Genomic DNA, 26,057 nt, shown 5'->3' with positions numbered 1-26,057 from the left:
AGGTCCCGTCCCGTCACGCTAGACGGCGCGGCCGGCGCTGGCAATCGGCCTTTGGCCTAAAACACAACGCGCCGCCTCCCGAGGGAGCGCGGCGCGTTGTGAAGGGGAGCGCGAGGCGCTCCCGGCTTGCCGGCGGGATCAGCGACCGTTCTTGGCCTTGAACTCGCGACGACGGCGGTGCAGCACCGGCTCGGTGTAGCCGTTGGGCTGCTTGGTGCCTTCGATGCACAGCTCGAGGGCGGCCTGGAAGGCGATGTTGTCGTCGAAGTTCGGCGCCATCGGACGGTACAGCGGGTCGTTGGCGTTCTGACGATCGACCACCAGGGCCATGCGCTCGAAGGTCTCGCGCACCTGGGCTTCGGTACACACGCCGTGGCGCAGCCAGTTGGCGATGTGCTGGCTGGAGATGCGCAGGGTGGCGCGGTCTTCCATCAGGCCGACGTCGTTGATGTCCGGCACCTTGGAGCAGCCGACGCCCTGGTCGATCCAGCGCACCACGTAGCCGAGGATGCCCTGGGCGTTGTTGTCCAGCTCGTTCTGGATCTCCTCGGCGGACCAGTTGGTGTTCTGGGCCAGCGGGATGCTCAGGATGTCGTCCAGCGAGGCGCGCGCGCGGCTGGCCAGCTCCTGCTGGCGGGCGAACACGTCGACCTTGTGGTAGTGCAGGGCGTGCAGCGCGGCGGCGGTCGGCGACGGTACCCAGGCGGTGTTGGCGCCGGCCAGCGGGTGGATGATCTTCTGCTCGAGCATGGCGGCCATCAGGTCCGGCATGGCCCACATGCCCTTGCCGATCTGGGCGCGGCCGGACAGGCCGGTGGCCAGGCCGATGTCGACGTTCCAGTTCTCGTAGGCCTTGATCCAGGCGGCGTTCTTCATCTCGCCCTTGCGGATCATCGCGCCGGCTTCCATGGAGGTGTGCAGCTCGTCACCGGTGCGGTCGAGGAAGCCGGTGTTGATGAACACCACGCGCTCGCGGGCGGCCTTGATGCACGCCTTGAGGTTGACGGTGGTGCGGCGCTCCTCGTCCATGATGCCGACCTTGAGGGTGTTGCGCGCCAGGCCGAGGACGTCCTCGATGCGGCCGAACAGCTCGTTGGTGAAGGCGACTTCTTCCGGACCGTGCATCTTCGGCTTGACGATGTACACCGAGCCGGTGCGGGTGTTCTTGCGGCTGGTGTTGCCGATCAGGTTGTGCACGGCGATCAGGCTGGTGACCAGGCCGTCCATGATGCCTTCCGGCACCTCGAAACCTTGCTGGTCGATGATCGCGTCGTTGGTCATCAGGTGACCGACGTTGCGCACGAACAGCAGGGAGCGGCCGTGCAGGGTCAGCGCGCTGCCGTCGACGGCGGTGTACTCGCGGTCCGGGTTCATGGTGCGGGTGAAGGTGCTGCCGCCCTTGGCCACTTCCTCGGCCAGATCGCCCTTCATCAGGCCCAGCCAGTTCTTGTAGGCGATGACCTTGTCTTCGGCGTCGACCGCGGCGACCGAGTCCTCGCAGTCCATGATGGTGGTCAGCGCGGCTTCCATCAGCACGTCCTTCACGCCGGCTGCGTCGGTCTTGCCGATCGGGCTGTTGCGGTCGATCTGGATCTCGAAGTGCAGGCCGTTGTGCTTGAGCAGCACGGCCTTGGGCGCGCTCGCCTCGCCCTGGAAGCCGATCAGCTGGGCCGGGTTCTGCAGGCCGGCGCTGCCGCCGTTGGCCAGGCTGACGACCAGCTTGCCGCCGTCGATGGCGTAGCCGGTGGCGTCGACGTGGGAAGCGCCTTCCAGCGGCGCGGCCTCGTTGAGGAAGTCGCGGGCGAAGGCGATGACCTTGGCGCCGCGCACCGGGTTGTAGCCGGCGCCTTTCTCGGCGCCGTCGGCTTCCGGAATCGCGTCGGTGCCGTACAGGGCGTCGTACAGCGAGCCCCAGCGGGCGTTGGCGGCGTTCAGCGCGAAGCGCGCGTTCATGATCGGCACCACCAGCTGCGGACCGGCCATGCGGGCGATCTCGTCGTCGACGTTCTCGGTGGTGGCGGCGAAATCTTCCGGCTCGGGCAGCAGGTAGCCGATCTCCTGCAGGAAGGCCTTGTAGGCGACCGCGTCGTGGCCCTGGCCGGCACGGGCCTGGTGCCAGGCGTCGATCTTGGCCTGGATCTCGTCACGCTTGGCCAGCAGGGCGCGGTTCTTCGGCGCCAGGTCGTGGATCACGCGGTCGGCGCCAGCCCAGAATTGGTCGGCGGACACGCCGGTACCGGGAATGGCCTCGTTGGTGACGAAGTCGTAAAGGGCTTTGGCGACCTGCAGGCCACCGACTTGGACGCGTTCAGTCATTGCTTGCCTCACTCTGTTGGGAGTCGCGTCGGACCGCGGCCACGCCGTTATGTAGTCCGAGCCGCGCCATACTACATGATGCCGTTCGGGAAATGCACGAAGGCCGGCCGGCCTTCGACAAAAGTCGGGCAAAACCGCTACTCAAGGCCTGCCGGCGGCTTTTCCACAGGCGCGGCGGCGGTGAGTTTATCCACCGCCGGGGACGGGCGCGTGACGGTGCGCTGGCGGTCGTCGCCCGCTTGTCCCCGTTCGGCGTGGACGGGGCTGTGGACAAGCCTTGGGTAGACCGCTGCAGCCCAGGCGCCACGTGGCCTGCAGGCGATTGATCGATTTTTGAGCGGATCCGGCGGGGTTATGCACGGTGGACGTGGATGCGCCTGTGGATAAGCTCTGGAGTCCTCTCTGCACGCCACTGCCGGCGGGCTCTGCCGGGTGTTGGCGGTTTTTTGTGCGATCAGCGCCTCGGCGGCTGGGGATAAGTCGTCCCGGCGGCTGGTTTTCACGTTGTACACAGGCCAGCGGTTGTCCACACCGGGCGTGGATCAGGGTGTGGACAAACTGCGGGCAGCTTGCTGCGAGCCACGGCTGGCGGGTGATACAGCGCGCTGATCATTTCTTGTACAGGTGCTTGCGGCGAGGTGTGCGAGGGCTTTTCCACCGTGGCGGGGGATCAGCCTGTGGATAAGCTCGGGATGGATGGCCGGGGCGCAGCAGCGGCGGGGTCTGGCGGGCGACTGGCGATTTTCTGAGCAGTCGCCTTGTGCACAATCGGTGGGGATCGGCGTGTGGATAAGCTTGGGGCAAGGCCGTGCAGGCCACGGCCGGCGCGGCCTGCACGGGTTTGCGCGAAAAAAGATCAGGCGCGGCGCAGGGCCAGGCCGGCATCCAGGCTGTACACCACCAGCGCGGCCCAGATGCAGGCGAAGGCCAGCAGCCGGGCCGGTTCCAGCGTCTCGCCGAAGAAGAACACCGCCTGCAGCAGCACCAGGGTCGGCGCCAGATATTGCAGGAAGCCCAGGGTGGCGTAGGGCAGGTGGCGGGCGGCGGCGTTGAAGCACAGCAGCGGCAGCACGGTCACCGGCCCGGCCATCAGCAGCCACAGCGCCTGCGAACTGCCCCAGAAGGCCTGCTGGCTGCTGTTGGCGTCCGGGTGCAGCCACAGCCAGCCGAGCGCCAGCGGCAGCAGCAGCCAGGTCTCCACCGCCAGACCGGGCAGCGCCGCCACCGGAGCGCGCTTGCGCAGCAGGCCGTAGAAGGCGAACGACAGTGCCAGCAGCAGCGACACCCAGGGCAGGCTGCCGAGCTGCCAGACCTGCTGGGCGACGCCGATGGCGGCCAGCCCCACCGCCAGCCACTGCAGGCGGCGCAGGCGCTCGCCGAGCAGCAGCAGGCCAAGCAGCACGTTGATCAGCGGGTTGATGTAGTAGCCCAGGCTGGCCTCGACCATGTGCGCGTTGTTCACCGCCCATACGTAGATCAGCCAGTTGGCGGCGATCAGCAGACCGGATAGGGTCAGCACGCCTAAGCGGCCGGGGTTGTCGCGCAGCTCGCGCCACCAGCCGGGGTGCTTCCACAGCAGCAGCAGCAGGCCGGCGCCGAGCGCCGACCACAGCACGCGGTGGACGACGATCTCCAGCGCGGGAATGCTCGCCAGCAGCTTGAAGTAGAGCGGAAACAGGCCCCAGATCACATAGGCGGTCAGTCCGAGCAGATACCCGCGGCGCGGGTTGACGGTAGTCATGCAGGCTCCTGAATATTAGGAAGCTAAGTAATTTGTCGCACCATTCTAGTGCCGGGCGCCGGGACTGTCTGTCGTGCAGGCGACCTGCGGGGGACCGGTCGGCAAGTGGCCGTCAGCTTTTCCTTACAGTCACCAGAGCCGCAGCGGCTCCTCGTCGAGCGCCGCCAGTTGCTCGCGCAGGGTCAGCACCTGCTCGCCCCAGTAGCGTTCGCTGCCGAACCAGGAAAAGCTCGGCGGAAACGCCGGATCGTCCCAGCGCCGCGCCAGCCAGGCGCTGTAGTGGATCAGGCGCAGGCTGCGCAGGCCCTCGATCAGCGCCAGCTCGCGCGGCGCGAAGTCGTGGAACTCCTGGTAGCCGTCGATCAGCTCGGCGATCTGGCGCAGGCGTTCCTGGCGCTCGCCGGCCAGCAGCATCCACAGGTCCTGCACCGCCGGGCCCATGCGGCAGTCGTCGAGGTCGACGATGTGGAAGCGTTCGTCGCGGTACAGCAGGTTGCCGGGGTGGCAGTCGCCGTGCAGGCGGATCGGGGTGTAGTCGATGCGGGCGAACAGTTCATCCAGGCGCGCCAGCAGGTCGCGCGCCACCGACGCGTAGGCCGGGCGCAGGCTGGCGGGGACGAAGCCGCCGTCCAGCAGGGTCGCCAGCGACTCATGGCCGAAGTTGGCCACCGTCAGCGTCTCGCGGTGCTGGAACGGCCGGCTGGCGCCGATCGCGTGCAGGCGGCCGAGCAGCTGGCCGAAGCGGTACAGCTGGTCCAGATCGCCCGGCTCCGGCGCGTGGCCGCCGCGGCGCGGGAACAGCGCGAAGCGGAAGCCGGCGTGCGCGAACAGGCTGTCGCCGCCGACCTGCAGCGGCGCCACCACCGGCACCTCGTGCGCCTCCAGCTCGAAACTGAAGGCGTGCTCCTCGCGGATCGCCGCATCGCTCCAGCGCCCGGGGCGGTAGAACTTGGCGATCAGCGGCGCCTCGCCCTCGATGCCGACCTGGTAGACGCGGTTCTCGTAGCTGTTCAGCGCCAGCACGCGGGCGTCGCTGAGAAAGCCGAGGCTTTCCACGGCGTCCAGCACCAGGTCGGGGGTGAGGGCGGAGAAGGGGTGGCTCATGACGGGCTCCAGATCGATGACCCTGGAGTGTACCCCGTGGCAGTCGCTTCAGCCGCCGATGAAGTTGAACAGGGCGTACATCAATGCGCCGAGGATCACGAAGAACAGGCAGTACTTGGCGGTCAGCAGCAGCTTGCCCTCGCCGGGGATCTCCGCGTTGCAGTGCGGGCAGATCCGCGCGTGGCGCTCGACTTCCTGATGGCATTCGCGGCAGTGGACGATGCTCATGGCTTTTGTTCCCCCGACCTGATGGCTGATGCGTTCCCTCTGCGCCAAGCGTAGCCCAGCAGCGGCCGTCCTTCAGTCCGGCGCCGGGGTACGCGCCAGACAATAGATGTCGACCCGCGTCGCGCCCGCCCGGCGCAGCAGGCGCGCCAGCGCCTCGACGGTGGCGCCGGTGGTCAGCACGTCGTCGACCAGCGCCACATGGCGGCCGGCCACGGCCGGCGCGTCGCTCAGGGCGAAGGCGCCGCGCAGGTTGCGCTTGCGCGCGGCGGCGTCCAGGCCCTGCTGGGCGGCGGTGTCCTGCGGGCGCAGCACGAGATCCTCGCGCACCTCCATGCGCAGGGCCTCGCCCAGCCAGCGGGCGAGCAGCGCCGCCTGGTTGAAGCCGCGCCGGCGCAGGCGCGCGCGGGCCAGCGGCACCGGCAGCAGCAGCTCGGGCCTGGGCAGCCCTTCCAGATGGGCGTGGCGCAGGTGCTCGGCGAGCAGTCCGGCGAGCAGGCGGCCGAGCGGCCAGGCGCTCTGGTGCTTGAAACGGGTGATCAGCGCATCGACCGGGAAGGCGTAGCGCCATGGCGCCTCGACCCGGGCGAAGTTCGGCGGGCGGCGCAGGCAGTGGGCGCAGGTCAGGCCCGCCGCCGGCAGCGGCAGGGCGCAGACGCTGCAGTGCGCGCCGAGCCAGGGCAGTTCGTCCTGGCAGGCGCCGCACAGGGCGTGGCTGGTGTCGGCGTGCAGGTCGCAGAGCAGGCAGGCGGCGGGACCGGCGGCGAGCCGCAGCCGGCGCAACGCGGCGCCCAGGTCGAACTGGCTGTTTTTTATCCACTGGTAAACCATGCGCTGCCCTGCAGTTGACATCTTCTCCGCCGCCCGGAGAAGATGCGGCATCCGTGCCGCCCCGCCACTCTAGCAGGGCGTTCAGCCTGCATGACAAGGAACACCGCCCGATGAGTGCCACCGCTTCCCTGCGCCACGACTGGACCCTCGACGAAGTCCGCGCCCTGTTCACCCAGCCGTTCAACGATCTGATCTTCCAGGCCCAGGGCGTGCACCGCCAGCACTTCAACGCCAACGAGGTGCAGGTGTCGACCCTGCTGTCGATCAAGACCGGCGCCTGCCCGGAAGACTGCAAGTACTGCCCGCAGTCCGGCCACTACAACACCGGCCTCGACAAGGAAAAGCTGATGGAGGTGCAGAAGGTCCTCCAGGCCGCCGCCGAGGCCAAGGCCATCGGCTCGAGCCGCTTCTGCATGGGCGCGGCGTGGAAGCACCCGAGCGCCAAGGACATGCCCTACGTGCTGGAGATGGTCAAGGGCGTCAAGGCCATGGGCCTTGAGACCTGCATGACCCTCGGCACCCTCAGCCAGGAGCAGACCATGGCCCTGGCCGACGCCGGCCTCGACTACTACAACCACAACCTCGACACCTCGCCGGAGTTCTACGGCAACATCATCACCACCCGCACCTACGCCGAGCGCCTGCAGACCCTGTCCTACGTGCGCGAGGCGGGCATGAAGATCTGCTCCGGCGGCATCCTCGGCATGGGCGAGTCGCTGGACGACCGCCTGGGCCTGCTGATCCAGCTGGCCAACCTGCCCGAGCACCCGGAGTCGGTGCCGATCAACATGCTGGTCAAGGTCAAGGGCACCCCGCTGGCCGAGGCCGAGGACGTCGATCCGTTCGACTTCATCCGCACCCTGGCGGTGGCGCGCATCCTCATGCCCAAGTCGCACGTGCGCCTGTCCGCCGGCCGCGAGCAGATGAACGACCAGATGCAGGCGCTGGCCTTCCTCGCCGGTGCCAACTCGATCTTCTACGGCGAGAAGCTGCTGACCACCGGCAACCCCGAGGCCGACCGCGACATGCGCCTGTTCCAGCGCCTGGGCATCAAGCCGGAAGCGCGCGAGGAGCACGCCGACGAGGTGCACCAGGCCGCCATCGAGCAGGCGCTGGTCGAGCAGCGCAATTCGCAGCTGTTCCACGACGCCGCTTCCGTCTGATCCTGTAGGGGCGAATTCATTCGCCTGGGCGCGTCCTGGGCGAATGAATTCGCCCCTACATGCCGTTTGTCGCCTGGAGCCACGCCGTGCCCTTCGACCTCGCCGCCCGTCTCGCCGCCCGCCGCGCCGACAACCTGTTCCGCCAGCGCCCGCTGCTCGAAAGCCCGCAGGGGCCGCAAGTGGTGGTCGACGGCCAGCCGCTCCTGGCCTTCTGCTCCAACGACTACCTCGGCCTGGCCAACCACCCCGAGGTGATCGCCGCGCTGCAGGCCGGCGCCGCCCAATGGGGCGTCGGCGGCGGCGCCTCGCACCTGGTGATCGGCCACAGCCAGCCGCACCACGCGCTGGAGGAGGCGCTCGCCGAATTCACCGGCCGGCCGCGCGCGCTGCTGTTCTCCACCGGCTACATGGCCAACCTCGCTGCGGTCACCGCGCTGGTCGGCCAGGGCGACAGCGTGCTGGAGGACCGCCTCAACCACGCCTCGCTGCTGGATGCCGGCCTGCTCTCCGGCGCGCGCTTCTCGCGCTACCTGCACAACGATGCGGCCAGCCTGGCCAGCCGTCTGGACAAGGCGAGCGGCAACAGCCTGGTGGTGACCGACGGCGTGTTCAGCATGGACGGCGATCTGGCCGACCTGCCGGCGCTGTGCGCCGCGGCAAAGCAGAAGGGCGCCTGGCTGATGGTCGACGACGCCCACGGCTTCGGCCCGCTGGGCGCCAGCGGCGGCGGCATCGTCGAGCACTTCGGCCTCGGCCTGGACGACGTGCCGGTGCTGGTCGGCACCCTCGGCAAGGCCTTCGGCACCGCCGGCGCCTTCGTCGCCGGCAGCGAGGAACTGATCGAGACGCTGATCCAGTTCGCCCGCCCGTACATCTACACCACCAGCCAGCCGCCGGCGGTGGCCTGCGCCACCCTGAAGAGCCTCGAGCTGCTGCGCACGGAAAGCTGGCGCCGCGAGCACCTGAATGCGCTGATCGCACGCTTCCGCGCCGGCGCCGCCGAGCTGGGCCTGACCCTGATGGACAGCCCGACGCCGATCCAGCCGCTGCTGATCGGCGACAGCGCCCGCGCCGTCGAGTTTTCCCGCCTGCTGCGCGAGCGCGGCCTGATGGTCGGCGCGATCCGTCCGCCCACCGTGCCGGCCGGCACCGCGCGCCTGCGCGTGACCCTGTCCGCCGCGCACACGTTCGAGCAGCTCGAGCGCCTGCTCGCCGCGCTGGGCGAGTGTCAGGCCCTGCTGCCGCCGATGGAGCAATGAACATGAGCAAACTGATCCTGCTGCCCGGCTGGGGCCTCGGCCCGGCCGCGCTGCAAGCGCTGGTCGCCGCCCTCAACGAACAGGGCCTGGCCGCCGAGCTGGCCGAACTGCCGGCGCTGGAGTCCGCCGATCCCGAGGTCTGGCTGGCCGAGCTGGACGCCCGCCTGGACGCCGACTGCTGGCTGGGCGGCTGGTCGCTCGGCGGCATGCTCGCCGCCGCGCTGGCCGCGCGGCGCGGCGCGCGCTGCCCGGGCCTCGTCACCCTGGCCAGCAACGCCTGCTTCGTCGCCCGCGACGGCTGGCCGACGGCGATGGACAGCGAGACCTTCGCCGCCTTCCGCGCCGGCTGCGCCAGCGATGCCGCCACCACCCTCAAGCGCTTCGCCATGCTCTGCGCCCAGGGCTGTGCGGACGCCCGCGCGCTCGGCCGCCAGCTGCAGCAGGGCCTGCCGGCGCAGGCGCCGGCGCAACTGCTCGCCGGCCTCGACGTGCTGGCCGCGCTGGACAACCGCGCCGCGCTGGCGAGCTTCGCCGGCCCGCAGCTGCACCTGCTGGCCGAGGCCGACGCGCTGGTGCCGGCCGAGGCGACCGAAGCTCTGCTGGGCCTGCTGCCGGCCGGCGAGGTCGACCTGCTGGAGGGTTGCGGCCACGCCGTTGTCCTTGAGCAGCCGCAGGCGCTGGCCGCGCTGCTCGCCGAATTCGTCCGCGAGGCCGATGATGCGTAGGGTGCGCCACGCGCACCTTGGGTGCATCCCGGCCGGCGTCGCCCATTCGGTGTGCGCGGCGTCCCCTACGGTCGAGCCGACACGACCAGTCGTAGGGTGCGCCATGCGCATCCCGGGCCGAGCTTCGGGGCGATGGGCATGAGCGAGTCCCGGATTCCCGTCGCGCCGGACAAGCGCCAGGTCGCCGCCTCCTTCTCGCGCGCCGCGGCCAGCTACGACAGCGTCGCCGAACTGCAGCGCGCGGTCGGCGCCGAGCTGCTGGCGCGCCTGCCGGCCGATTTCGTGCCGCAACGCTGGCTCGACCTGGGCAGCGGCACCGGCCACTTCAGCCGCGCCTTGGCCGCGCGCTTCCCGCAGGCGAGCGGCACCGCGCTGGACATCGCCGAGGGCATGCTGCGCCACGCCCGCCCGCTCGGTGGCGCGACCCAGTTCGTCTGCGGCGACGCCGAGCACCTGCCGCTGGCCAGCGCCAGCCAGCAGCTGATCTTCTCCAGCCTGGCCCTGCAGTGGTGCGCGGACTTCGCCGCCGTGCTCGGCGAGGCGCGCCGCGTGCTGGCGCCGGGCGGCGTGCTGGCCTTCAGCAGCCTGTGCGTCGGCACCCTGCAGGAGCTGCAGGGCAGCTGGCAGGCGGTGGACGGCTTCGTCCACGTCAACCGCTTCCGCCGCATCGAGGACTACCGGGCGCTGTGCGCCGCCAGCGGCCTGGAAGTGCTCGAACTGGCGACGGAACGCCGCGTGTTGCACTACGCCGACCTGCGCCAGCTGACCCATGAACTCAAGGCGCTCGGCGCGCACAACCTCAACCCCGGCCGCCCCGGCGGCCTCACCGGTCGCGCGCGGGTGCGCGCGCTGGTCGAGGCCTACGAGCGCTTCCGCGACGCCCAGGGCCTGCCGGCCAGCTGGCAGGTGGTGTACGGGGTGCTGCGCAAGCCCTGAGCCGATCGACAACGCCTGAGCCGCAGGCTGGTGGAAAAGACCTGCGGTCGTTTTCCACCCTATGCCGGCCCTGGGTAGGGTGGAAAACTCGCGCAGCGATTTTCCACCGATACGCCGGTGGCATGCCCTGAATTCGTACCGCGAGGATCACCACCATGAGCGCCGCCTTCTTCATCGCCGGCACCGACACCGAGATCGGCAAGACCACCGTGGCCGCCGGCCTGCTGCACGCCGCGCGCCAGCGCGGGCTGTCCACCGCGGCGGCCAAGCCGGTGGCTTCCGACTGCCAGCGCACCCCGGACGGATTGCGCAACGGCGATGCGCTGGCGCTGCTCGGCGAGTGCTCGCTGGCGCTGGACTACGCCGAGGTCAACCCGTTCGCCTTCGAGCCGGCCATCGCCCCGCACCTGGCGGCGCGCGAGGTCGGCGTCGAGCTCAACGTCGCCGCTCTGCTGCCGCACGTGCGCCGGGTGCTGGCGCACGGCGCCGACTTCAGCCTGATCGAGGGCGCCGGCGGCTGGCGGGTGCCGCTGGCCGGCGGCGAGAGCCTGGCCGATCTGGCGGTGGCCCTGCAGCTGCCGGTGATCCTGGTGGTCGGCGTGCGCCTGGGCTGCATCAACCATGCGCTGCTGAGCGCCGAGGCCATCGAGCACGACGGTCTGACCCTGGCCGGCTGGGTGGCCAACGTGGTCGATCCGGCCACCTCGCGGCTGGAGGAGAACCTCGCCACCCTGGCCGAGCGCCTGCCGGCGCCCTGCCTCGGCCGCGTGCCGCGCCTGGCGGCGGCGACCCCGGCGACGGTGGCGGCGCACCTCGATCTGGCGCCACTGCTGGGCTGAAACACCCCTACACCTTCGCCGGCTTGCCGGCGGGGCCGATCGGTCATACTGTCCCTGAACGACAACAAAAGGTTTTCAGAGGACGATCACCATGCCCGAGTACCATGCCCCCCTGCGCGACCTGCGTTTCGTCCGCGACGAGCTGCTCGGCTACCCGCAGCACTACCAGAGCCTGCCCGCCTGCCAGGACGCCACCCCCGACGTGGTCGACGCCATCCTCGAGCAGACCGCGCAGTTCTGCGAGGAGGTGCTGGCGCCGCTCAACCGGGTCGGCGACCTCGAGGGCTGCACCTGGACGGCCGAGGGGGTGAAGACCCCGAGCGGTTTCAAGGAGGCCTACCGCCAGTACGTCGAGCTGGGCATGCCGAGCCTGGCCCACGAGCCGGAGCACGGCGGCCAGGGCCTGCCGGAGTCGCTGGGGCTGGTGGTCAGCGAGCTGGTCGGCGAGGCCAACTGGGCCTGGGGCATGTATCCGGGGCTGGCCCACGGCGCGATGAACACCCTGTCGGCGCACGGCAGCACCGAGCAGCAGGCCACCTACCTGCCCAGGCTGGTGTCCGGCGAGTGGACCGGCACCATGTGCCTGACCGAGCCGCAGTGCGGCTCCGACCTCGGCCTGCTGCGCACCCGCGCCGAGCCGCAGGCCGACGGCAGCTACCGGATCAGCGGCACCAAGATCTTCATCTCCGCCGGCGAGCACGATCTGGCGGAGAACATCGTGCACATCGTCCTCGCCCGCCTGCCCGACGCCCCCGAAGGCACCAAGGGCATCTCGCTGTTCATCGTGCCCAAGTTCCTGCCCGCGGCGGACGGCGGCCTCGGTCAGCGCAACGCACTGTCCTGCGGCTCGCTGGAACACAAGATGGGCATCCACGGCAACGCCACCTGCGTGATGAACTTCGACGGCGCCACCGGCTACCTGATCGGCCCGGCCAACGAAGGCCTCAAGTGCATGTTCACCTTCATGAACACCGCGCGCATCGGCACTGCGCTGCAGGGCCTGGCGCACGCCGAGGTGGCCTTCCAGGGCGCGCTGAAGTACGCCCGCGAGCGCCTGCAGATGCGCGCACTGAGCGGAGCCAAGGCGCCGGACAAGCCGGCCGATCCGATCATCGTCCACCCCGACGTGCGGCGCATGCTGCTGACCATCAAGGCCTTCGCCGAGGGCAACCGCGCGCTGATCTACTACGCCGCCAAGCTGGTCGACGTGGTGCGCTACAGCAGCGACGAGGCGGCGAAGCAGGAGGCCGACACCCTGCTGGCCTTCCTCACCCCGATCGCCAAGGCCTTCGCCACCGAGACCGGCTTCGAGAGCGCCAGCCTGGGCATGCAGGTGTTCGGCGGCCACGGCTACATCGCCGAGTGGGGCATGGAGCAGAACGCCCGCGACAGCCGCATCGCGCTGCTGTACGAGGGCACCACCGGCATCCAGGCGCTCGACCTGCTCGGGCGCAAGGTGCTGCTGACCCAGGGCGAGACGCTCAAGGCCTTCACCAGGGTGGTACACAGGTTCTGCAAGGCCCACGAGGGCGATGCGCAGCTGGCCGAGTTCGTCGCGCCGCTGGCGCAGCTGAACAAGGAGTGGGGCGAACTGACCCTGCGGATCGGCATGCAGGCCATGCAGGACCGCGAGGAGGTCGGCGCCGCGGCGGTGGACTACCTGATGTACTCCGGCTACGCCTGCCTGGCGTACTTCTGGGCCGACATGGCGCGCGTGGCCCAGGAAAAGCTGGCCGCCGGCAGCGGCGAGGCAGCCTTCTACCGCGCCAAGCTGCACACCGCGCGCTTCTACTACCAGCGCATCCTGCCGCGCACCCGCAGCCACGTCGCCTGCATCCAGGCCGGCGCCGCCAGCCTGATGGCGATGGCCGAGGAGGAGTTCGAGCTCGGCCATTGAGGCGCCTGTAGGGGCGAATTCATTCGCCCACGCGGTACTGTCAGGCGAATGAATTCGCCCCTACCAGGGAAACAACAAGCATCACGCGAGGAATGCACCGATGGCCGACTACCAGGCTCCCCTGCGCGACATGCGCTTCGTCCTCGAGGAGGTCCTCGACGCCCCTGCCCAGTGGGCGCGGATGCCGGCGCTGGCCGGCGTGGCGGATAGTGAAACCCTGGCGGCCGTGCTGGAGGAGGCCGGCAAGCTGACCGCCGCCAGCATCGCCCCGCTCAACCGCAGCGGCGACGAGGAGGGCTGCCACTGGCAGGACGGCGCGGTGCGCACCCCGGCCGGCTTCCCGGCGGCCTGGCGGGCCTGGGCCGAAGGCGGCTGGCTGGGCATCTGCGGCGATCCGCAGCATGGCGGCCTGGGCATGCCCAAGGCGCTCGGCGCGCAGGTCGAGGAGATGCTCAACTCGGCCAACCTGGCCTTCGCCCTCTACCCGATGCTCACCGCCGGCGCCTGCCTGGAGCTGAGCGCGCATGCCGACGAGGCGCTCAAGGCGCGGTATCTGCCCAGGCTGTACAGCGGCGAGTGGGCCGGGGTGATGTGCCTGACCGAGCCGCACGCCGGCACCGACCTCGGCCTGATCCGCAGCCGCGCCGAGCCGCAGGCCGATGGCAGCTACCGGCTCAGCGGCAGCAAGATCTTCATCACCGGCGGCGAGCAGGATCTCACCGCCAACATCGTCCACCTGGTGCTGGCCCGCCTGCCCGACGCGCCGGCCGGCTCGCGCGGCATCTCGCTGTTCCTGGTGCCCAAGCTGCTGGTGAATGCCGACGGCAGCCTCGGCGCGCGCAACGCCGTCAGCTGCGGCTCGATCGAGCACAAGATGGGCATCCGCGGCGCCAGCACCTGCGTGATGAACTACGACGGCGCGACGGCCTGGCTGATCGGCGAGCCGCACAAGGGCCTCGCCGCCATGTTCACCATGATGAACTACGAGCGCCTGGCGGTCGGCATCCAGGGCCTGGCGGCCGGCGAGCGTTCGTACCAGAACGCGCTGGCCTACGCCCGCGAGCGCCTGCAGAGCCGTGCCCCGCACGGCGTGCAGGCGCCGCAGCAGCCGGCCGACCCGATCATCGAGCACCCCGACGTGCGGCGCATGCTGCTGACCATGAAGGCGCTCACCGAGGGCGGGCGGGCCTTCTCCAGCTACGTGGCGCTGCAGCTGGATGCGGCGAAATACGCCGCCGATGCCGCCGAGCGCGAACGCGCCGAGGCCCTGGTGGCGCTGCTCACCCCGGTGGCCAAGGCCTTCCTCACCGACCTCGGCCTCGAGGTCTGCGTGCTCGGCCAGCAGGTGTACGGCGGCCACGGCTACATCCGCGAGTGGGGCCAGGAGCAGCTGGTGCGCGACGTGCGCATCACCCAGATCTACGAAGGCACCAACGGCATCCAGGCCCTCGACCTGGCCGGGCGCAAGCTGGTCGGCAGCGACGGCGCGCTGTACCGGCCGTTCAGCGCCGAGGTGCGCGCCTTCATCGCCGCGGCCGGCCCCGAACTGGCCGAGTTCAGCGTGCCGCTGGCGCAGGCGCTGGACCGCCTCGACGAGGTCAGCGAGTGGCTGATCGCCCGGGGCGGCGAGGATGCCCGCGAGATCGGCGCCGCGGCGGTGGAGTACCTGCACCTGTTCGGCTACACCGCCTTCGCCTGGCTGTGGGCGCGCATGGCCGCGGCGGCGCTGGGGCAGGGCGACGATTTCCACGTCGCCAAGCTGGCCACCGCGCGCTTCTACTTCGCCCGTCTGCTGCCGCGCAGCCAGGCGCTGGCCGTGGCGGTGCGCGCCGGCAGTGCGTCACTCTACGAACTGCAGCCGTTTCAGTTCTGAAACAGGATGGGCTGACATGTAAGCATTGGCTTACACAACGCGGGGAATAACCGCTCTAGGCTTGCGGGTACTCCGGGACTAATCTGAGCACATCTGGACTTGGCGCAGGAAGCGCGAATCAGAACACGGATTACAGGGATCCCACCAGGAAGGTGGGGCGATTATGGATGTCAGGACACGGTCTGCAAGAACCCCGCCTCGGCGGGGTTTCTTTTTTGCGGCGCGTTTTTCGCCCTCGCCAGTCCGGCCGGCGACTGACCGCCTCGCCTGCCCCCGCCAGACCGGGCGCCGCGCCAGTCCGCTGGTCGGCAGCCGGCCAGCTCATCCCCCGCCCTCCAGCACCGAGCGCAGCAGTTCCAGGGTCGCCTGCTGGCGCTGCGCGTCGCGATACACCAGCCCCACCTGCAACGGCACGCGCGGCTCGCTGAGCGGCTTCCACAGCAACTGCTCGTGGCCCTGCACCTGGCGGGCGCGGCCGGGCAGCACCGAGGCCAGCTGGCTGTGCGGCAGGCTGTCGAGGATGCCGTTCATCTGGTTGAGTTCGGCCTGCACCCGCGGCCGACGGCCGATGGCGGCCAGCTGCTCCTGCCAGATCTGGCGGATGCGGAACTCCTCGCCGAGCAGCAGCATCGGCAGTTCGGCGGCCTGCGCCAGCGACACCTTCCTGAACTCGCGCAGCGGGTGGTCGGCGGGGATCACCAGCTGCAGCTCGTCCTCGTAGAGCAGCAGGCTGTGCAGGCCGGGCTGGCGCGGCGGCAGGAAGCCGATGCCGACGTCCAGGCTGCCGGTGAGCAGGCGCCGCTCGATGTCGATCCCCGACAGTTCGTAGATCTGCACCACCAGCTGCGGCTGCAGCGCGCGCAGGCGCTCGAGCAGCAGCGGCACCAGGCTGGCGTTGACCGTCTGCAGCACGCCGATGGCCAGGCTGCGCGGCGCCTGGCCGCGGAACGCGCGCATCGCCTCGCGGCTGCGCGCCAGGCCGTCGAGCAGCGGCACGGCGTGGTGGTAGAGGGTGTGCGCCGCCGGCGCCGGCAGCAGGCGCTTGCCGCTGCGCTGGAACAGCGCCACTTCCAGCTCGCCCTCCAGTTGGCGGATCTGCTGCGACAGCGCCGGCTGGGAAATGCTCAGGCGCTCGGCGGCGCGGCCGACGTGGCCTTCCTCGTAGAGCGCGACGAAATAGCGAAGCTGGCGAAAATCCATAAGCAGAACTTATTAGAGATGCTGGAAAATCGAAATGGCCGGCGATCCGGTCGCGCCCTAGTCTAGCGCCCATCAGGTGCAGACAGGTGATCCGCTCCATGCCCAGCATGCCGATCCGCGAAGTTTTCATAGGCAAAGTCGAACAATTGTGCGGCGCGCCGTCCAGCGGCGGCGAGGTGGTGCGCATCGCCGGCGAACTCTGGCTGGGCAGCGACGGCCTGCCCGGCGACAGCCTGGCCCGCCAGCGCCATCCGGGCGACGCCGACTGCGCCCTGCTGCATTACCCGGCCGAACACTACCGCCACTGGCGCAAGCGTTTCCCGCTGCGCAAGTGGCGCCCGGCCGCCTGCGGCGAGAATCTCTCCACCTTCGGCCTGGTCGAGGCCGACGTCTGCGTCGGCGACCTGGTGCGCTGGGGCGAGGCGCTGCTCGAGGTCAGCCAGCCCTGCCTGCCCGACTACCGCCTGGCGCGGCGCTGGAACCTCGCCGAGCTGCCGGCGCTGCTGCAGGACAGCGGCCGCTGCGGCTGGCACTACCGCGTACTGCGCCCCGGCCCGGTCGACACCCGGGCGCCGCTGCGGCTGGTGCAGCGCCACTATCCCGAGCTGAGCGTGGCGCAGTTGCTCGCCTGGTTCGTGCATGCCCCGCTGGAGCGCGCTGCGCTGCGCCGGATGCTCGCCTGCGAGGCGCTGGCGGTGGGCTGGCGGCGCATCGCCGCGCAGCGCCTGGACAGCGGCGAGCGCGAGGACTGGCAGATGCGCCTGTACGGCCGCGCGGCGCCGATCCCGCAGGCCAGCGAGGAGGCCGGCCATGCGTGACGACGAACTGGCCAGCCTGCGCCTGATGCCCAGCGTCGCGCGTCCCGAACAGGTGTTCGTGCGCGGCCAGGGTTCCTGGCTGTGGGACAGCGAGGGCCGTGCCTACCTCGACTTCACCCAGGGCTGGGCGGTCAACAGCCTCGGCCACAGCCCGCGGGTGGTGGTCGAGGCCCTGCAGCGCCAGGCCGAGCGCCTGCTCAACCCCGGCGCGGCCTACTACCACCCGGGCCTGCTCAAGCTGGCCGGGCGCCTGTGCGAGGCCACCGGCAGCGACCAGGCCTACTTCCTCAACAGCGGCGCCGAAGCCTGCGAGGGGGCGATCAAGCTGGCGCGCAAGTGGGGCCAGCGCCACCGCGACGGCGCCTTCACCATCGTCACCGCGCGGCACAGCTTCCACGGCCGCACCCTGGGCGCCATGTCCGCCTCCGGCAAGCCGGCCTTCCAGCAGCTGTTCGAACCCAAGCTGCCGGGCTTCGAGAAGGTGGCGTACAACGATCTCGAGGCGCTGGCCCAGGCGATCGACGCGCACACCGTGGCGGTGCTGCTCGAGCCGGTGCAGGGCGAGGCCGGCGTGATCCCGGCGGCCCTCGACTACCTGCAGGGCGCCGAGCGCCTGTGCCGTGCGCGCGGCGTGCTGCTGATCCTCGACGAGGTGCAGACCGGCATGGGCCGCTGCGGCGCGCTGCTCGCCGAGGAGCTGTACGGCGTGCGCGCCGACATCGTCACCCTCGGCAAGGGCCTCGGCGGCGGCGTGCCGCTGGCCGCCGTGCTGGCGCGCGGCAACGCCTGCTGCCAGGAACCGGGCGAGCAGGGCGGCACCTACCACGGCAACGCGCTGATGCTGGCCGCCGGCCTGGCGGTGCTGCAGACGGTGCTGGAGCCGGGCTTCCTCGAGCAGGTGCGTGAACTCGGCGAGCACCTCAGCACGGGACTGGCGCAGCTGGCGCGGCGTCACGGCCACGGCCCGCTGCGTGGCCACGGCCTGCTCTGGGGCTTGCCGCTGCAGCGCCTGGCGGCGCCGGCGGTGGCGCGCGCGGCGCTGGACGAGGGGCTGCTGGTCAACGCGCCGCAGCCACACATCCTGCGCTTCTCGCCGGCGCTGACGGTCAGCCACGCCAACATCGACGAGATGCTGCGCCGCCTGGAGCGTGCGCTGCTGCGCGTCAGCCTGGCCCGCCAGCGCGAGGAACTGGCCAGCGCCTGATCCAGAGGCCCGCGTGCCTCGGTTCGCCCGGCACCCGCCCTGTGCCGGGTTTTTTTTGCTCAGTGCGCGGTCTGGCGCTGCAGCCGGTAGTCCTTGGGCGACAGCTCGAACTGCTTCTTGAACGCGCGGCTGAAGTGCGCCGAGTCGGCGAAGCCCCACTTGAAGGCGATCTGGGTGATCGACTCGTGGCGCAGTTGCGGGTTGCCGAGGTCGTCGGCGCTTCGCTGCAGGCGCTGGCGCTGGATGTAGCGGCAGACGCTGTCGCCCTGTTCCTCGAACAGCCGGTACAGCTGGCGGATGGAGATGTGCAGGCGCTCGGCCAGGTACTGCGGGCTCAGGTGCGCCTCCTGCAGCAGCTGGCCGATCAGCCGCTGCGCCTGGTCGCGCAGCAGCGCGGCGTGCGGCGTCTCGCCCAGTTCGCTGCGCGCCGTCTCGCTGCCGCGCAGGGTCGGCAGCAGCAGGGCGATCAGCGCTTCCTGCAGGGCGCTGCCCTCGTTGGCGGCGGTCTGCCCGCTGTCGCCGGCGAGGATCTGCCCGGCCAGGCTGGCCAGCAGGCGGCCGCTGGTGCTGCCCAGATCGAGCTTGCCGAACAGCCGCTGGTTGGGCGCGAAGTGGCGGCACAGGGTCTCGCGCGACAGGTGGAAGGACACGTGGTCGATCAGGTCGCCGCTGATGATCTCGCTGGCGCGCGTGGAGTCGAACAGCGCCATGTCGCCGGGCGCCAGCTGGATGCTGTGGCTGTCCTGGCGGACCTCGGAGTGGCCGCTGCGGTTGACCACCAGGAAGCAGTGGCGGTCGTCGCCGCGGTCGCTGCGGCACTGCTGGCGGGCGATGCGCCCCGCGTTGGTGCGGATGTGCGCCAGCTCCAGGCCGCCATGGTCGTGCAGGGCGATCTCGCCGACGAAGCGTTCGCTCGCCTGTGGCGGCGTTGCCTCGAAGTGGCCGCACACGCGGTGCAGGTCCTTCAGCCAGTGGTCGAACGTCTGGGGCGCACTGTGGAAGCCGTTCACGCTACACCTCATGGGGACTGTGGGCGGTGGCCGCCACTCGGGATGGGTTGGCGGTAACATTGTTAACATGTTAGCTATTTTCGTGCCAACGCCCGGTCGTCATCCTTTGGTATGGGGCAAAGCCGCGGGCCAGAGCTCGTGGCGTGGTTTTATTCGCGGCGACGCAAAAACGAGAAGGGCGCCCGCGGGCGCCCTTCGGTAACACTTTCTGGGGTGTGGCGACTCAGCCCCTGGGCAGCTCCGGCTGGAACAGGCCGCGCTTCATCACCAGCTTGACCCACAGCGCGGCGATCACGCCGACGATCAGCAGCACCACGCCGGCCAGGCTGTAGACGGTCTGGGTCATCTCCGGCGACGGCGAGTTGTTCAGCGCCACGTAGCCCATGCCGAGGATGCCGAGCAGCTGCGGCAGCGGGTAGAACGGCGTGCGGAACGGCCGCGCCAGGCCGGGCTGGCGATGGCGCAGGACGATCACGTCGAGGTGGGCGATGATGTAGGCCAGCAGCCAGCTGGTCGAGGCGGCGATCAGCAGCGGGATGATCGAGTCGATGCCCAGCAGCAGGAAGGGCAGGGCGATGATGCCGGCCATGAACAGGATCGCCACCCACGGCGTGGCGAAGCGCGGGTGCAGGCGCTTGAGCTGCGGGAACGACTGGCCGTTGACCGCCATGCCGTGCAGCATGCGCGGCACCGAGGCGAGCACGGTGTTGACCGTGCTGCAGGTGGCGGTCACCGCCATCACCGTGGCGACGATCAGCCCGGCCTTGCCGAATACCGCGTCGACGTAGTCGAGGTAGGGCAGCGGCGAGGTGGTCAGGGTGTCCAGCGTCAGGTAGCGGCTGGCGCCCCAGCAGAACAGCAGGAAGATGGCGAAGATCAGGCACAGCGACAGCATCATCGCCCGCGGCACGTTGCGCTCGGGATTGCGCACCTCCTGGATCAGCGGGCAGATGAACTCGACGCCGACCAGCAGCCACATGGCCAGCGCCACCAGGCCGAGGAAGCTGCCGTCGAGGATCCCGTCCCAGCTCCACTGCACCGCGCCGGCCAGCTCGGCCGGCGCCGGGTTGGCGCTGCCGGTGACCGCGGTCAGGCCGACCAGCAGCAGGGCGGCGACCATGGCGAAGGTGAAGACGTTCTGCAGGCGGGCGAACACGTCGGTGCCGAGGATGTTGAGCAGGGTCAGCACGGCGAGGATGCCCAGCGGCACGACCATTTCCGGCAGCATGCCGGGGAACAGCTGGGCGATCACCGCATCGACCAGCAGCAGCTCGGCCGACAGGCCGAACATCGCCACCACCACGTAGCCGGCGTACACCGCGACTATCGCCGGGAACGGGCCGAGCGCCGCCTCGGTGTAGCTGCCGAGGGTGCCGCCGGCGCGCGGGAACATCAGCGACAGCTCGGCGAAGCTCAGCGCGTTGCACTGGGCGAGGAGGAAGGCGACCACGGCGGCGGCGAGAAAGCCCGCGCCGCCGAAGCCGATGCCCTGCAGGGCGCTGACCATGCTGCCCTGCACCACCACCACGCCGATGCAGATGGCGATCATGGTGGCGAAGCCGAGGCCGCGCTTCACCGCCGGGCTGCCGGCGGCGTCGGGGAGAAGAGTGTCGGAGGCACTCGCGGTGCTCTTGTTCATGTGCGTATCTCGTTCCGGGTGAGGGGGCGGCGCCTGGCGCCGGTCGTGCCCCGTCGGCCGCGTTGCTGCATCGCTGCAGACGGTGGGGTCGAACGAAGTCGGATCGATCATTGAGCAGCGTCGGGCGGGCCGTCTTGCCCCTGCCTGCCGAGCTTCTTGACTGTGCTTGCCGTGTGCCGGGGCTGGCAGTCTCGGGCAAGAAATCTGGCAGCGCCGGGCAAGACGACCCCGCAGGTGGGCGGCCTAATAGGCTCACGAAACGAGGCGGCAATCCGGATGCGCGATCCCAGCGCTCCGGGCCGGCAATCCCAACGCCCCCTGGTAATGCGCCATGATCAACATCGAAACGCCGACCTACTACACGGCGACCAAGAAATACGACCTGAGCTTCCCGTCGCTGGAGGCCGATCTCGACGCGGACGTGGTGGTGATCGGCGGCGGCTTCTCCGGCATCAACACCGCGCTGGAGCTGGCCGAGAAGGGCATCAACAACATCGTCGTGCTGGAAGGCCGCTACATCGGCTTCGGCGGCTCCGGGCGCAACGGCGGCCAGGTGATGGCCGGCATCGGCCACGATCTCGAGGCGATCAAGGCGGACGTCGGCGAGGACGGCCTGCGCCGCATCTTCGAGATCAGCGACCAGGGCGCGCAGATCATCAAGGCGCGCATCGACAGGTACGGCATCGACGCCGACTTCCGCCACGGCTACGGCTACATGGGCTTCAACGCCCGCCAGGAGAAGACCCTGCGCGCCTGGGAGAGCGAGTTCAAGAAGCTCGCCCCGGACCAGGAGATCGGCCTGCTCACCGGCGGCGAGGTCAAGCGCATCGTCGGCTCCGACGCCTACAGCTGCGGACTGCTGCACATGGGCGGCGGCCACGTGCACTCGCTCAACCTGCTGCTCGGCGAGGCCAAGGCGCTGGCCGGGCACGGAGTGAAGATCTTCGAGTACAGCCCGGCGCTGGAAGTCCGCTACGGCGAGCGCATCGAGGTGCGCACCGCCAAGGGCTCGGTGCGCGCCAGCAAGCTGCTGTGGGCCTGCGACAGCTTCCTCAACAAGCTCGAGCCCGCGCTGCACCGCAGCACCATCAACACCTACGCCTTCCAGATCATGACCGAGCCGCTGTCCGACGAGCTGATCCAGCGCATCAGCCCGATCCGCGGCGCCTACAGCGACATCCGCCCGGTGATCGACTACTACCGCGTCACCAACGAGAACCGCCTGCTGTTCGGCTCGGCCACCCCGCTGATCGAGCACATCCCGGGCGACCTGAAGGCCTGGAACCGCAACCTGATGCTGAAGATCTTCCCCTACCTCAAGGACGTGAAGATCGACCTCGCCTGGGGCGGGCCGATGGCCTGCAGCGCCAACCTGTTCCCGCAGATCGGCGCGCTGCCGGGACGGCCCAACGCCTTCTTTGTGCAGGGCTATTCGGGCTTCGGCGTCACCCCTAGCCACATCGTCTGCAAGGTGCTGGCCGAGGGCATGAGCGAGGGTTCGGCGCGCTACGACCTGATCAGCTCGGTGCGCCGCGCCACCATCCACGGCAAGGACCGCTTCCGCGCCCTGCTGCTGACCGGCGGCAAGTGCTGGCACCAGGCCTCCGGCTACTGGACCGGGCGCCGCTGACAGTTGAACCATTCATTGTGTGAGGACCGACTGATGTATCCGATCAAGCAAGGCACCACCATCGCCGAACTGGACGCCTGGGGCACCGTGGCCGACCTCGGCTCGGAGATTCTCGAGGGCGAGGGCAAGGCCTTCGGCAAGATGACCTTCGGCGCGCCGACCGACCCGGTCAGCTCCGCCTACTTCGGCGTGACCAGGAGCAAGTTCCGCATGGTCTACCCGTTCAACGAGCAGGCCACCGTGGTCAGCGGCGAGGTGACCCTGACCGACGAGGCCAGCGGCCTGAGCACCACCTACAAGGCCGGCGACAGCTGGTTCGTCGAGAAGGGTACTCCGGTGCTGTGGGACGTGACCAGCGAGGCCTTCGTCAAGCACTACCTCGCGGTGGTCTGAGCCATCCCGGGCCGTCCGCACGGGCGGCCCGTTTCCCGCCCGCCGGGGAGGACATCATGACCCCCAGCACCTTCGGCCAACACTGCCTGCAGGCCTTCATGCAGGCCGTGCCGGTGCGCTGCGCCGTGTTCTACCGCATCGACGCCACGCTCGAGGCCCGCGACTTCCTGCTGCAGGACATGCACGCGCCGATGCACGCGGCCTACCTCGAACACTACCGCCACCTCGATCCCCTGCACCCCCGTCACTGCAGCGCCGGCGGCGCCGTGGTGCCCCTGCACGAGGGGATGGCGTGCCAGGGCGAGGCGGACAACCGCCTGTATCAGGGCTTCCTGCGCCGCCACGCGGTGGTCGACGTGGTCGAGGTGATCGCCCGCGTCGACGGCCGGCCCGCCGCCGGCGTCTCGCTGCTGCGCGATGCCGCCCAGGGGCGTTTCGATAGCGCCGAACTGGCCCGGCTGGAACCGCTGCACGCGCTGATGCAGATGGCCGCCGCGAGCCTGCCCGGCGTGCCGGCGGACGAACCGCCTCAGCTCACCGCCCGCGAGCGGCAGATCGCCCAGCTGCTGCGCGACGGCGCCAGCAACAAGCTGCTGGCGCGGCAACTGGGCATCGGCCTGCCGACGGTGAAGACCCATCTGCTCAACCTGTTCCGCAAGGTCGGCGCACGCAACCGCACCGAACTGGTTGCCCGGCTGTTCCTCTAGGCGCGCCTCAACCATCCGGTCGATACCGCGCGGGTGCGCGCTCCGCCAGCATGGGACGTCCTTCACCCACGCAGGAATCGTCCCATGAGCAGCAACTCCGACTGGATCACCGTAGGCGCCCTGGCCGAGGGCTTCGCCCCCGAGGCCTTCATCCTCCCCGCCCTGGCCGACCTGGCCGGCCGGCGCCTCACCCTGAACTTCGCCAACGGCTGGGCGATCGAGCACCGCTTCGAGGCCGACCGCCTGCACTGGCATGCCGCCGACGGCCACTCCAGCGGCAGCGCGGAGTACCGCGCCACCTCGATCCGCCCCGGCATCCACCTGGTCGACTTCATCAAGCGCGAGCACGGCCGGGACTGGTCGCTCAGCCTGGTGCTCGACAGCCACAGCCAGAGCTTCACCGCGGTGATCGGCCGCCTGCCGGACCAGGCCGAAACCTGCGAAGGGCTCTACGGCCGTGCCCTGGCCGGCAAGGAGCTGACCGGCGTGCAGGTCGAGTTCCTCCACGGCAGCATCGACCGCCCCTGGCAGGAAGGCGCATGCCCGCACGCGCCGACGCGCGAACTGGTCGGCCTGCGCAACCTGTACCGCTACAGTCCCACCGAGGTCTACGAGCACATCTACCTCAACGACCACTTCTACACCTGGCAGTGCCTCAAGGGCGTCGAGCAGGGCCTGTGCGACACCGACCGCTGCCACTACTACAAGGTCGCCGATGAGCTGTACCTGTTCGTCTGGCGCGAGAAGATCGTGCCTACCCTCGGCCTGGTGATGATCGACCTCCAGGCCCACCGCAGCGACGGCAAGATCTTCGGCTACGCCGGCGGCAGCTTCGACGAACTGGCCAACTTCCCGGTCGCCTCCCACTGCAGCATCCTCAACCGCACCGGCTACGACGCCGAGTGAGGCCGGGCCGGCGCGCAGGGCTCATGGGCTGCGCCGGTAGCGGCGCGGCGGGGCTGCTCGCCGACCCCCGGCGGCGGCCGGCCTGGCACGCCCAGCCCAGCGGCTGGCAGGCAGGTGCAAGTCGACTGGCAGGCACGTGCAAGCCGGTTGCAGTGCAACCATGGGTTAATCTGTTCGCGCACGGATGACGCATGCCTGCCGCGAGACGCGCCAGGGCGCATGGCCAGATCGACAGGATGCCTGGTCGCCCGGCGGTCCGCGCGCCATCCAACAACAAGAACAGAGGTAAGCATGATCATGGGCAAGGGCCTGCAAGGCTCGCTACTGGCCACGGCGATCGCCATGGCGTCGGCCGGCGCGTCGGCCTACGAACTCCATTCCGCCGACGGCCTGACCGTCAATCTCAACGTCCAGGGCGCCTTCGGCGTGTTCCACAGCGACGAGAGCTACAACCAGGGCGGCCCCATCGCGCCGGGCTCGGTGACCTGGCAGGAAGGCTTCCTGCGCTACGGCCTGAGCGGCGAACAGCGCTTCGCCGGCGCCGCCGACGCCTCGCTGTACGGCGAATTCAACGTGGTGAGCAACGCCACCTGGGGCGAGGGCGACGCCGCCGGCTACACCGACGGCAGCGAGCGGCGCACCGCGGTGGACAAGGCCTACGCCGGCTGGCGCTCGGGCGAGCTGTTCCCGGCGTTGGGCAAGGACGGCATCGACTTCTCCGCCGGCAGCCAGAAGGTCAAGGTCGGCGACGGCTTCATCATCAACGGCGATGGCCTGAGCGTCGGCAAGAACTTCGGCGACGGCAGCCGCGATCGCGGCGGCGCCTACTACCTGACCGCGCGCAACGCCTTCGACCGGACCGCCTGGCTGCGCCTGGGCGGCAAGCAGGGCTGGCGCGGCGATCTGATCTGGATCCAGTCGGACAACGAGGTGAAGGCCAAGCCGGAGCTGGGCGTGGCGGTGCTCGAGCACGTCGCCGAGGCCGGCACCCTGGGCCTCACCTACGTCAAGGGCCTGGACGTCGACGACCAGCTGGCCAACCCGTTCAGCGCCCAGCGCGACGGCCTGGAGGTGGTCAGCCTGCGCGGCCAGGGCAACGCCGGGGTCAAGGACCTGTTCCTCTCCGGCGAGTACGCCCGCCAGGACAAGCAGCTCGGCGACGAGAGCGCCTGGTACCTCGAGGGCGGCTGGACCTTCTCCGATGTCGCCTGGCAGCCGCGCGTCGGCTACCGCTACACCCGCTACTCGGAAGGCTACGACCCGCTGTTCAGCGGCTTCAGCCGCGGCTACGGCACCTGGTTCCAGGGCGAGGTGGCCGGCAACTACTCCGGTCCGTTCCAGCGCAACGCCGGCATCCACATGCTCAGCCTGGGCCTGACCCCGCGCCCCGACGTGGCCATGGGCGTGCTGTACTTCGACTTCGACACCCTCGACCGCAGCCAGGGCGACCTGCGCGGCAAGGAGCTGGACCTCTACCTGGACTGGACCGTCGGCCACTTCACCATCAGCCCGCTGGTCGGCCTGTACCAGCCGGAGAAGAGCGACGCCGAGGGCGGCTCGCAGCAGGGCAGCGACGACCTCAACCTGTACAGCCAGCTGGTCGTGTCCTTCGGCTTCTGAGCCCGAGCCGCCGGCAGACCG

At 70.0% G+C, this 26,057-nt stretch carries 22 protein-coding genes; 14 read left to right on the top strand and 8 right to left on the bottom strand.

Annotated elements, in window-relative coordinates:
* Positions 1–138: 138 nt before the first annotated feature.
* From BLT78_RS14815 to BLT78_RS14795, 5 genes are all read right to left on the bottom strand, one after another.
* Entirely contained in the window at positions 139–2,316 is a 2,178-nt protein-coding gene (locus BLT78_RS14815) for a malate synthase G (protein WP_090349714.1), read from the bottom strand.
* Positions 2,317–3,172: 856 nt separating this feature from the next.
* Complete coding sequence (gene rarD, locus BLT78_RS14810; RefSeq protein WP_090349712.1) at positions 3,173–4,057, bottom strand: EamA family transporter RarD; 885 nt, start codon at positions 4,055–4,057, stop codon at positions 3,173–3,175.
* A 129-nt stretch (positions 4,058–4,186) separates the two neighbouring features.
* Positions 4,187–5,161 (bottom strand): serine/threonine protein kinase, encoded by a 975-nt coding sequence (locus tag BLT78_RS14805; RefSeq protein WP_090349709.1) that lies wholly within the window; start codon positions 5,159–5,161, stop codon positions 4,187–4,189.
* A 48-nt stretch (positions 5,162–5,209) separates the two neighbouring features.
* A complete protein-coding gene (locus tag BLT78_RS14800) occupies positions 5,210–5,389 on the bottom strand; it encodes a hypothetical protein (protein WP_090349707.1) in 180 nt (59 codons plus the stop codon).
* 72 nt (positions 5,390–5,461) lie between these two features.
* A complete protein-coding gene (locus BLT78_RS14795; RefSeq protein ID WP_231975637.1) occupies positions 5,462–6,238 on the bottom strand; it encodes a ComF family protein in 777 nt (258 codons plus the stop codon).
* Positions 6,239–6,327: 89 nt separating this feature from the next.
* Between BLT78_RS14795 and bioB the strand changes: the two genes are divergently transcribed.
* The 7 genes from bioB to BLT78_RS14760 all read left to right on the top strand — a co-directional run bounded on the left by bioB (position 6,328) and on the right by BLT78_RS14760 (position 14,909).
* Positions 6,328–7,380, top strand: coding sequence for a biotin synthase BioB (bioB, locus tag BLT78_RS14790; RefSeq protein WP_090349702.1), 1,053 nt, complete (start codon positions 6,328–6,330; stop codon positions 7,378–7,380).
* Between the two features lie 86 nt (positions 7,381–7,466).
* The gene (bioF, locus tag BLT78_RS14785) at positions 7,467–8,639 is read left to right on the top strand and encodes an 8-amino-7-oxononanoate synthase (RefSeq protein ID WP_090352339.1); all 1,173 of its coding nucleotides are present in this window, start codon (positions 7,467–7,469) and stop codon (positions 8,637–8,639) included.
* A 2-nt stretch (positions 8,640–8,641) separates the two neighbouring features.
* Entirely contained in the window at positions 8,642–9,364 is a 723-nt protein-coding gene (locus BLT78_RS14780) for an alpha/beta fold hydrolase (RefSeq protein ID WP_090349700.1), read from the top strand.
* Between the two features lie 138 nt (positions 9,365–9,502).
* Positions 9,503–10,300, top strand: coding sequence for a malonyl-ACP O-methyltransferase BioC (bioC, locus tag BLT78_RS14775; protein ID WP_090352337.1), 798 nt, complete (start codon positions 9,503–9,505; stop codon positions 10,298–10,300).
* Between the two features lie 155 nt (positions 10,301–10,455).
* Positions 10,456–11,139: a dethiobiotin synthase gene (gene bioD / locus BLT78_RS14770; protein WP_090349698.1), complete on the top strand. Its 684-nt coding sequence runs from the start codon at positions 10,456–10,458 to the stop codon at positions 11,137–11,139.
* A gap of 91 nt (positions 11,140–11,230) precedes the next feature.
* Entirely contained in the window at positions 11,231–13,036 is a 1,806-nt protein-coding gene (locus BLT78_RS14765; protein ID WP_090349696.1) for an acyl-CoA dehydrogenase C-terminal domain-containing protein, read from the top strand.
* Positions 13,037–13,136: 100 nt separating this feature from the next.
* Positions 13,137–14,909: an acyl-CoA dehydrogenase C-terminal domain-containing protein gene (locus BLT78_RS14760; protein WP_090349694.1), complete on the top strand. Its 1,773-nt coding sequence runs from the start codon at positions 13,137–13,139 to the stop codon at positions 14,907–14,909.
* A 321-nt stretch (positions 14,910–15,230) separates the two neighbouring features.
* Here the strand turns inward: BLT78_RS14760 and BLT78_RS14755 are convergent, their stop codons facing one another.
* The gene (locus BLT78_RS14755; protein WP_090349693.1) at positions 15,231–16,109 is read right to left on the bottom strand and encodes a LysR family transcriptional regulator; all 879 of its coding nucleotides are present in this window, start codon (positions 16,107–16,109) and stop codon (positions 15,231–15,233) included.
* 98 nt (positions 16,110–16,207) lie between these two features.
* Here BLT78_RS14755 and BLT78_RS14750 point away from each other — a divergent pair, with 98 nt between their 5' ends.
* Together BLT78_RS14750 and BLT78_RS14745 are read left to right on the top strand one after the other, a co-directional pair.
* Positions 16,208–16,927 carry an MOSC domain-containing protein gene (locus tag BLT78_RS14750; RefSeq protein ID WP_090349692.1) on the top strand — a complete coding sequence of 240 codons (720 nt, stop codon included), beginning with the start codon at positions 16,208–16,210 and terminating at the stop codon, positions 16,925–16,927.
* Positions 16,920–18,131 (top strand): aspartate aminotransferase family protein, encoded by a 1,212-nt coding sequence (locus BLT78_RS14745; protein WP_090349691.1) that lies wholly within the window; start codon positions 16,920–16,922, stop codon positions 18,129–18,131. Before BLT78_RS14750 ends, BLT78_RS14745 begins: the two co-directional genes overlap by 8 nt.
* Positions 18,132–18,190: 59 nt before the next feature.
* Here the strand turns inward: BLT78_RS14745 and feaR are convergent, their stop codons facing one another.
* On the bottom strand, positions 18,191–19,141 hold the full coding sequence (gene feaR, locus BLT78_RS14740) for a transcriptional regulator FeaR (protein ID WP_090349690.1): 951 nt from the start codon (positions 19,139–19,141) through the stop codon (positions 18,191–18,193).
* Between the two features lie 223 nt (positions 19,142–19,364).
* Positions 19,365–20,780, bottom strand: coding sequence for an APC family permease (locus BLT78_RS14735; RefSeq protein ID WP_090349689.1), 1,416 nt, complete (start codon positions 20,778–20,780; stop codon positions 19,365–19,367).
* Positions 20,781–21,111: 331 nt separating this feature from the next.
* On the opposite strand from BLT78_RS14735, the gene BLT78_RS14730 reads away from it, so the two are divergent.
* The 5 genes from BLT78_RS14730 (at position 21,112) to BLT78_RS14710 (ending at position 26,036) form a co-directional block, all read left to right on the top strand.
* A complete protein-coding gene (locus tag BLT78_RS14730; protein WP_090349688.1) occupies positions 21,112–22,410 on the top strand; it encodes an NAD(P)/FAD-dependent oxidoreductase in 1,299 nt (432 codons plus the stop codon).
* 33 nt (positions 22,411–22,443) lie between these two features.
* Complete coding sequence (locus BLT78_RS14725) at positions 22,444–22,803, top strand: cupin domain-containing protein (protein WP_090349687.1); 360 nt, start codon at positions 22,444–22,446, stop codon at positions 22,801–22,803.
* 56 nt (positions 22,804–22,859) lie between these two features.
* Positions 22,860–23,510, top strand: a complete 651-nt coding sequence (locus tag BLT78_RS14720; protein WP_090349686.1) for a helix-turn-helix transcriptional regulator — start codon at positions 22,860–22,862, stop codon at positions 23,508–23,510.
* 84 nt (positions 23,511–23,594) lie between these two features.
* On the top strand, positions 23,595–24,416 hold the full coding sequence (locus tag BLT78_RS14715; RefSeq protein ID WP_090349685.1) for a molybdenum cofactor biosynthesis F family protein: 822 nt from the start codon (positions 23,595–23,597) through the stop codon (positions 24,414–24,416).
* Positions 24,417–24,725: 309 nt separating this feature from the next.
* Positions 24,726–26,036, top strand: coding sequence for an alginate export family protein (locus tag BLT78_RS14710; protein WP_090352335.1), 1,311 nt, complete (start codon positions 24,726–24,728; stop codon positions 26,034–26,036).
* The last annotated feature ends 21 nt before the right edge of the window (positions 26,037–26,057 follow it).

This window comes from Pseudomonas oryzae, from assembly GCF_900104805.1.
In the GTDB taxonomy this organism is placed as follows: domain Bacteria; phylum Pseudomonadota; class Gammaproteobacteria; order Pseudomonadales; family Pseudomonadaceae; genus Geopseudomonas; species Geopseudomonas oryzae.
The sequence above is the reverse complement of the archived record's forward strand: the minus strand, read 5'-3'. Positions and strand labels throughout refer to the sequence as shown.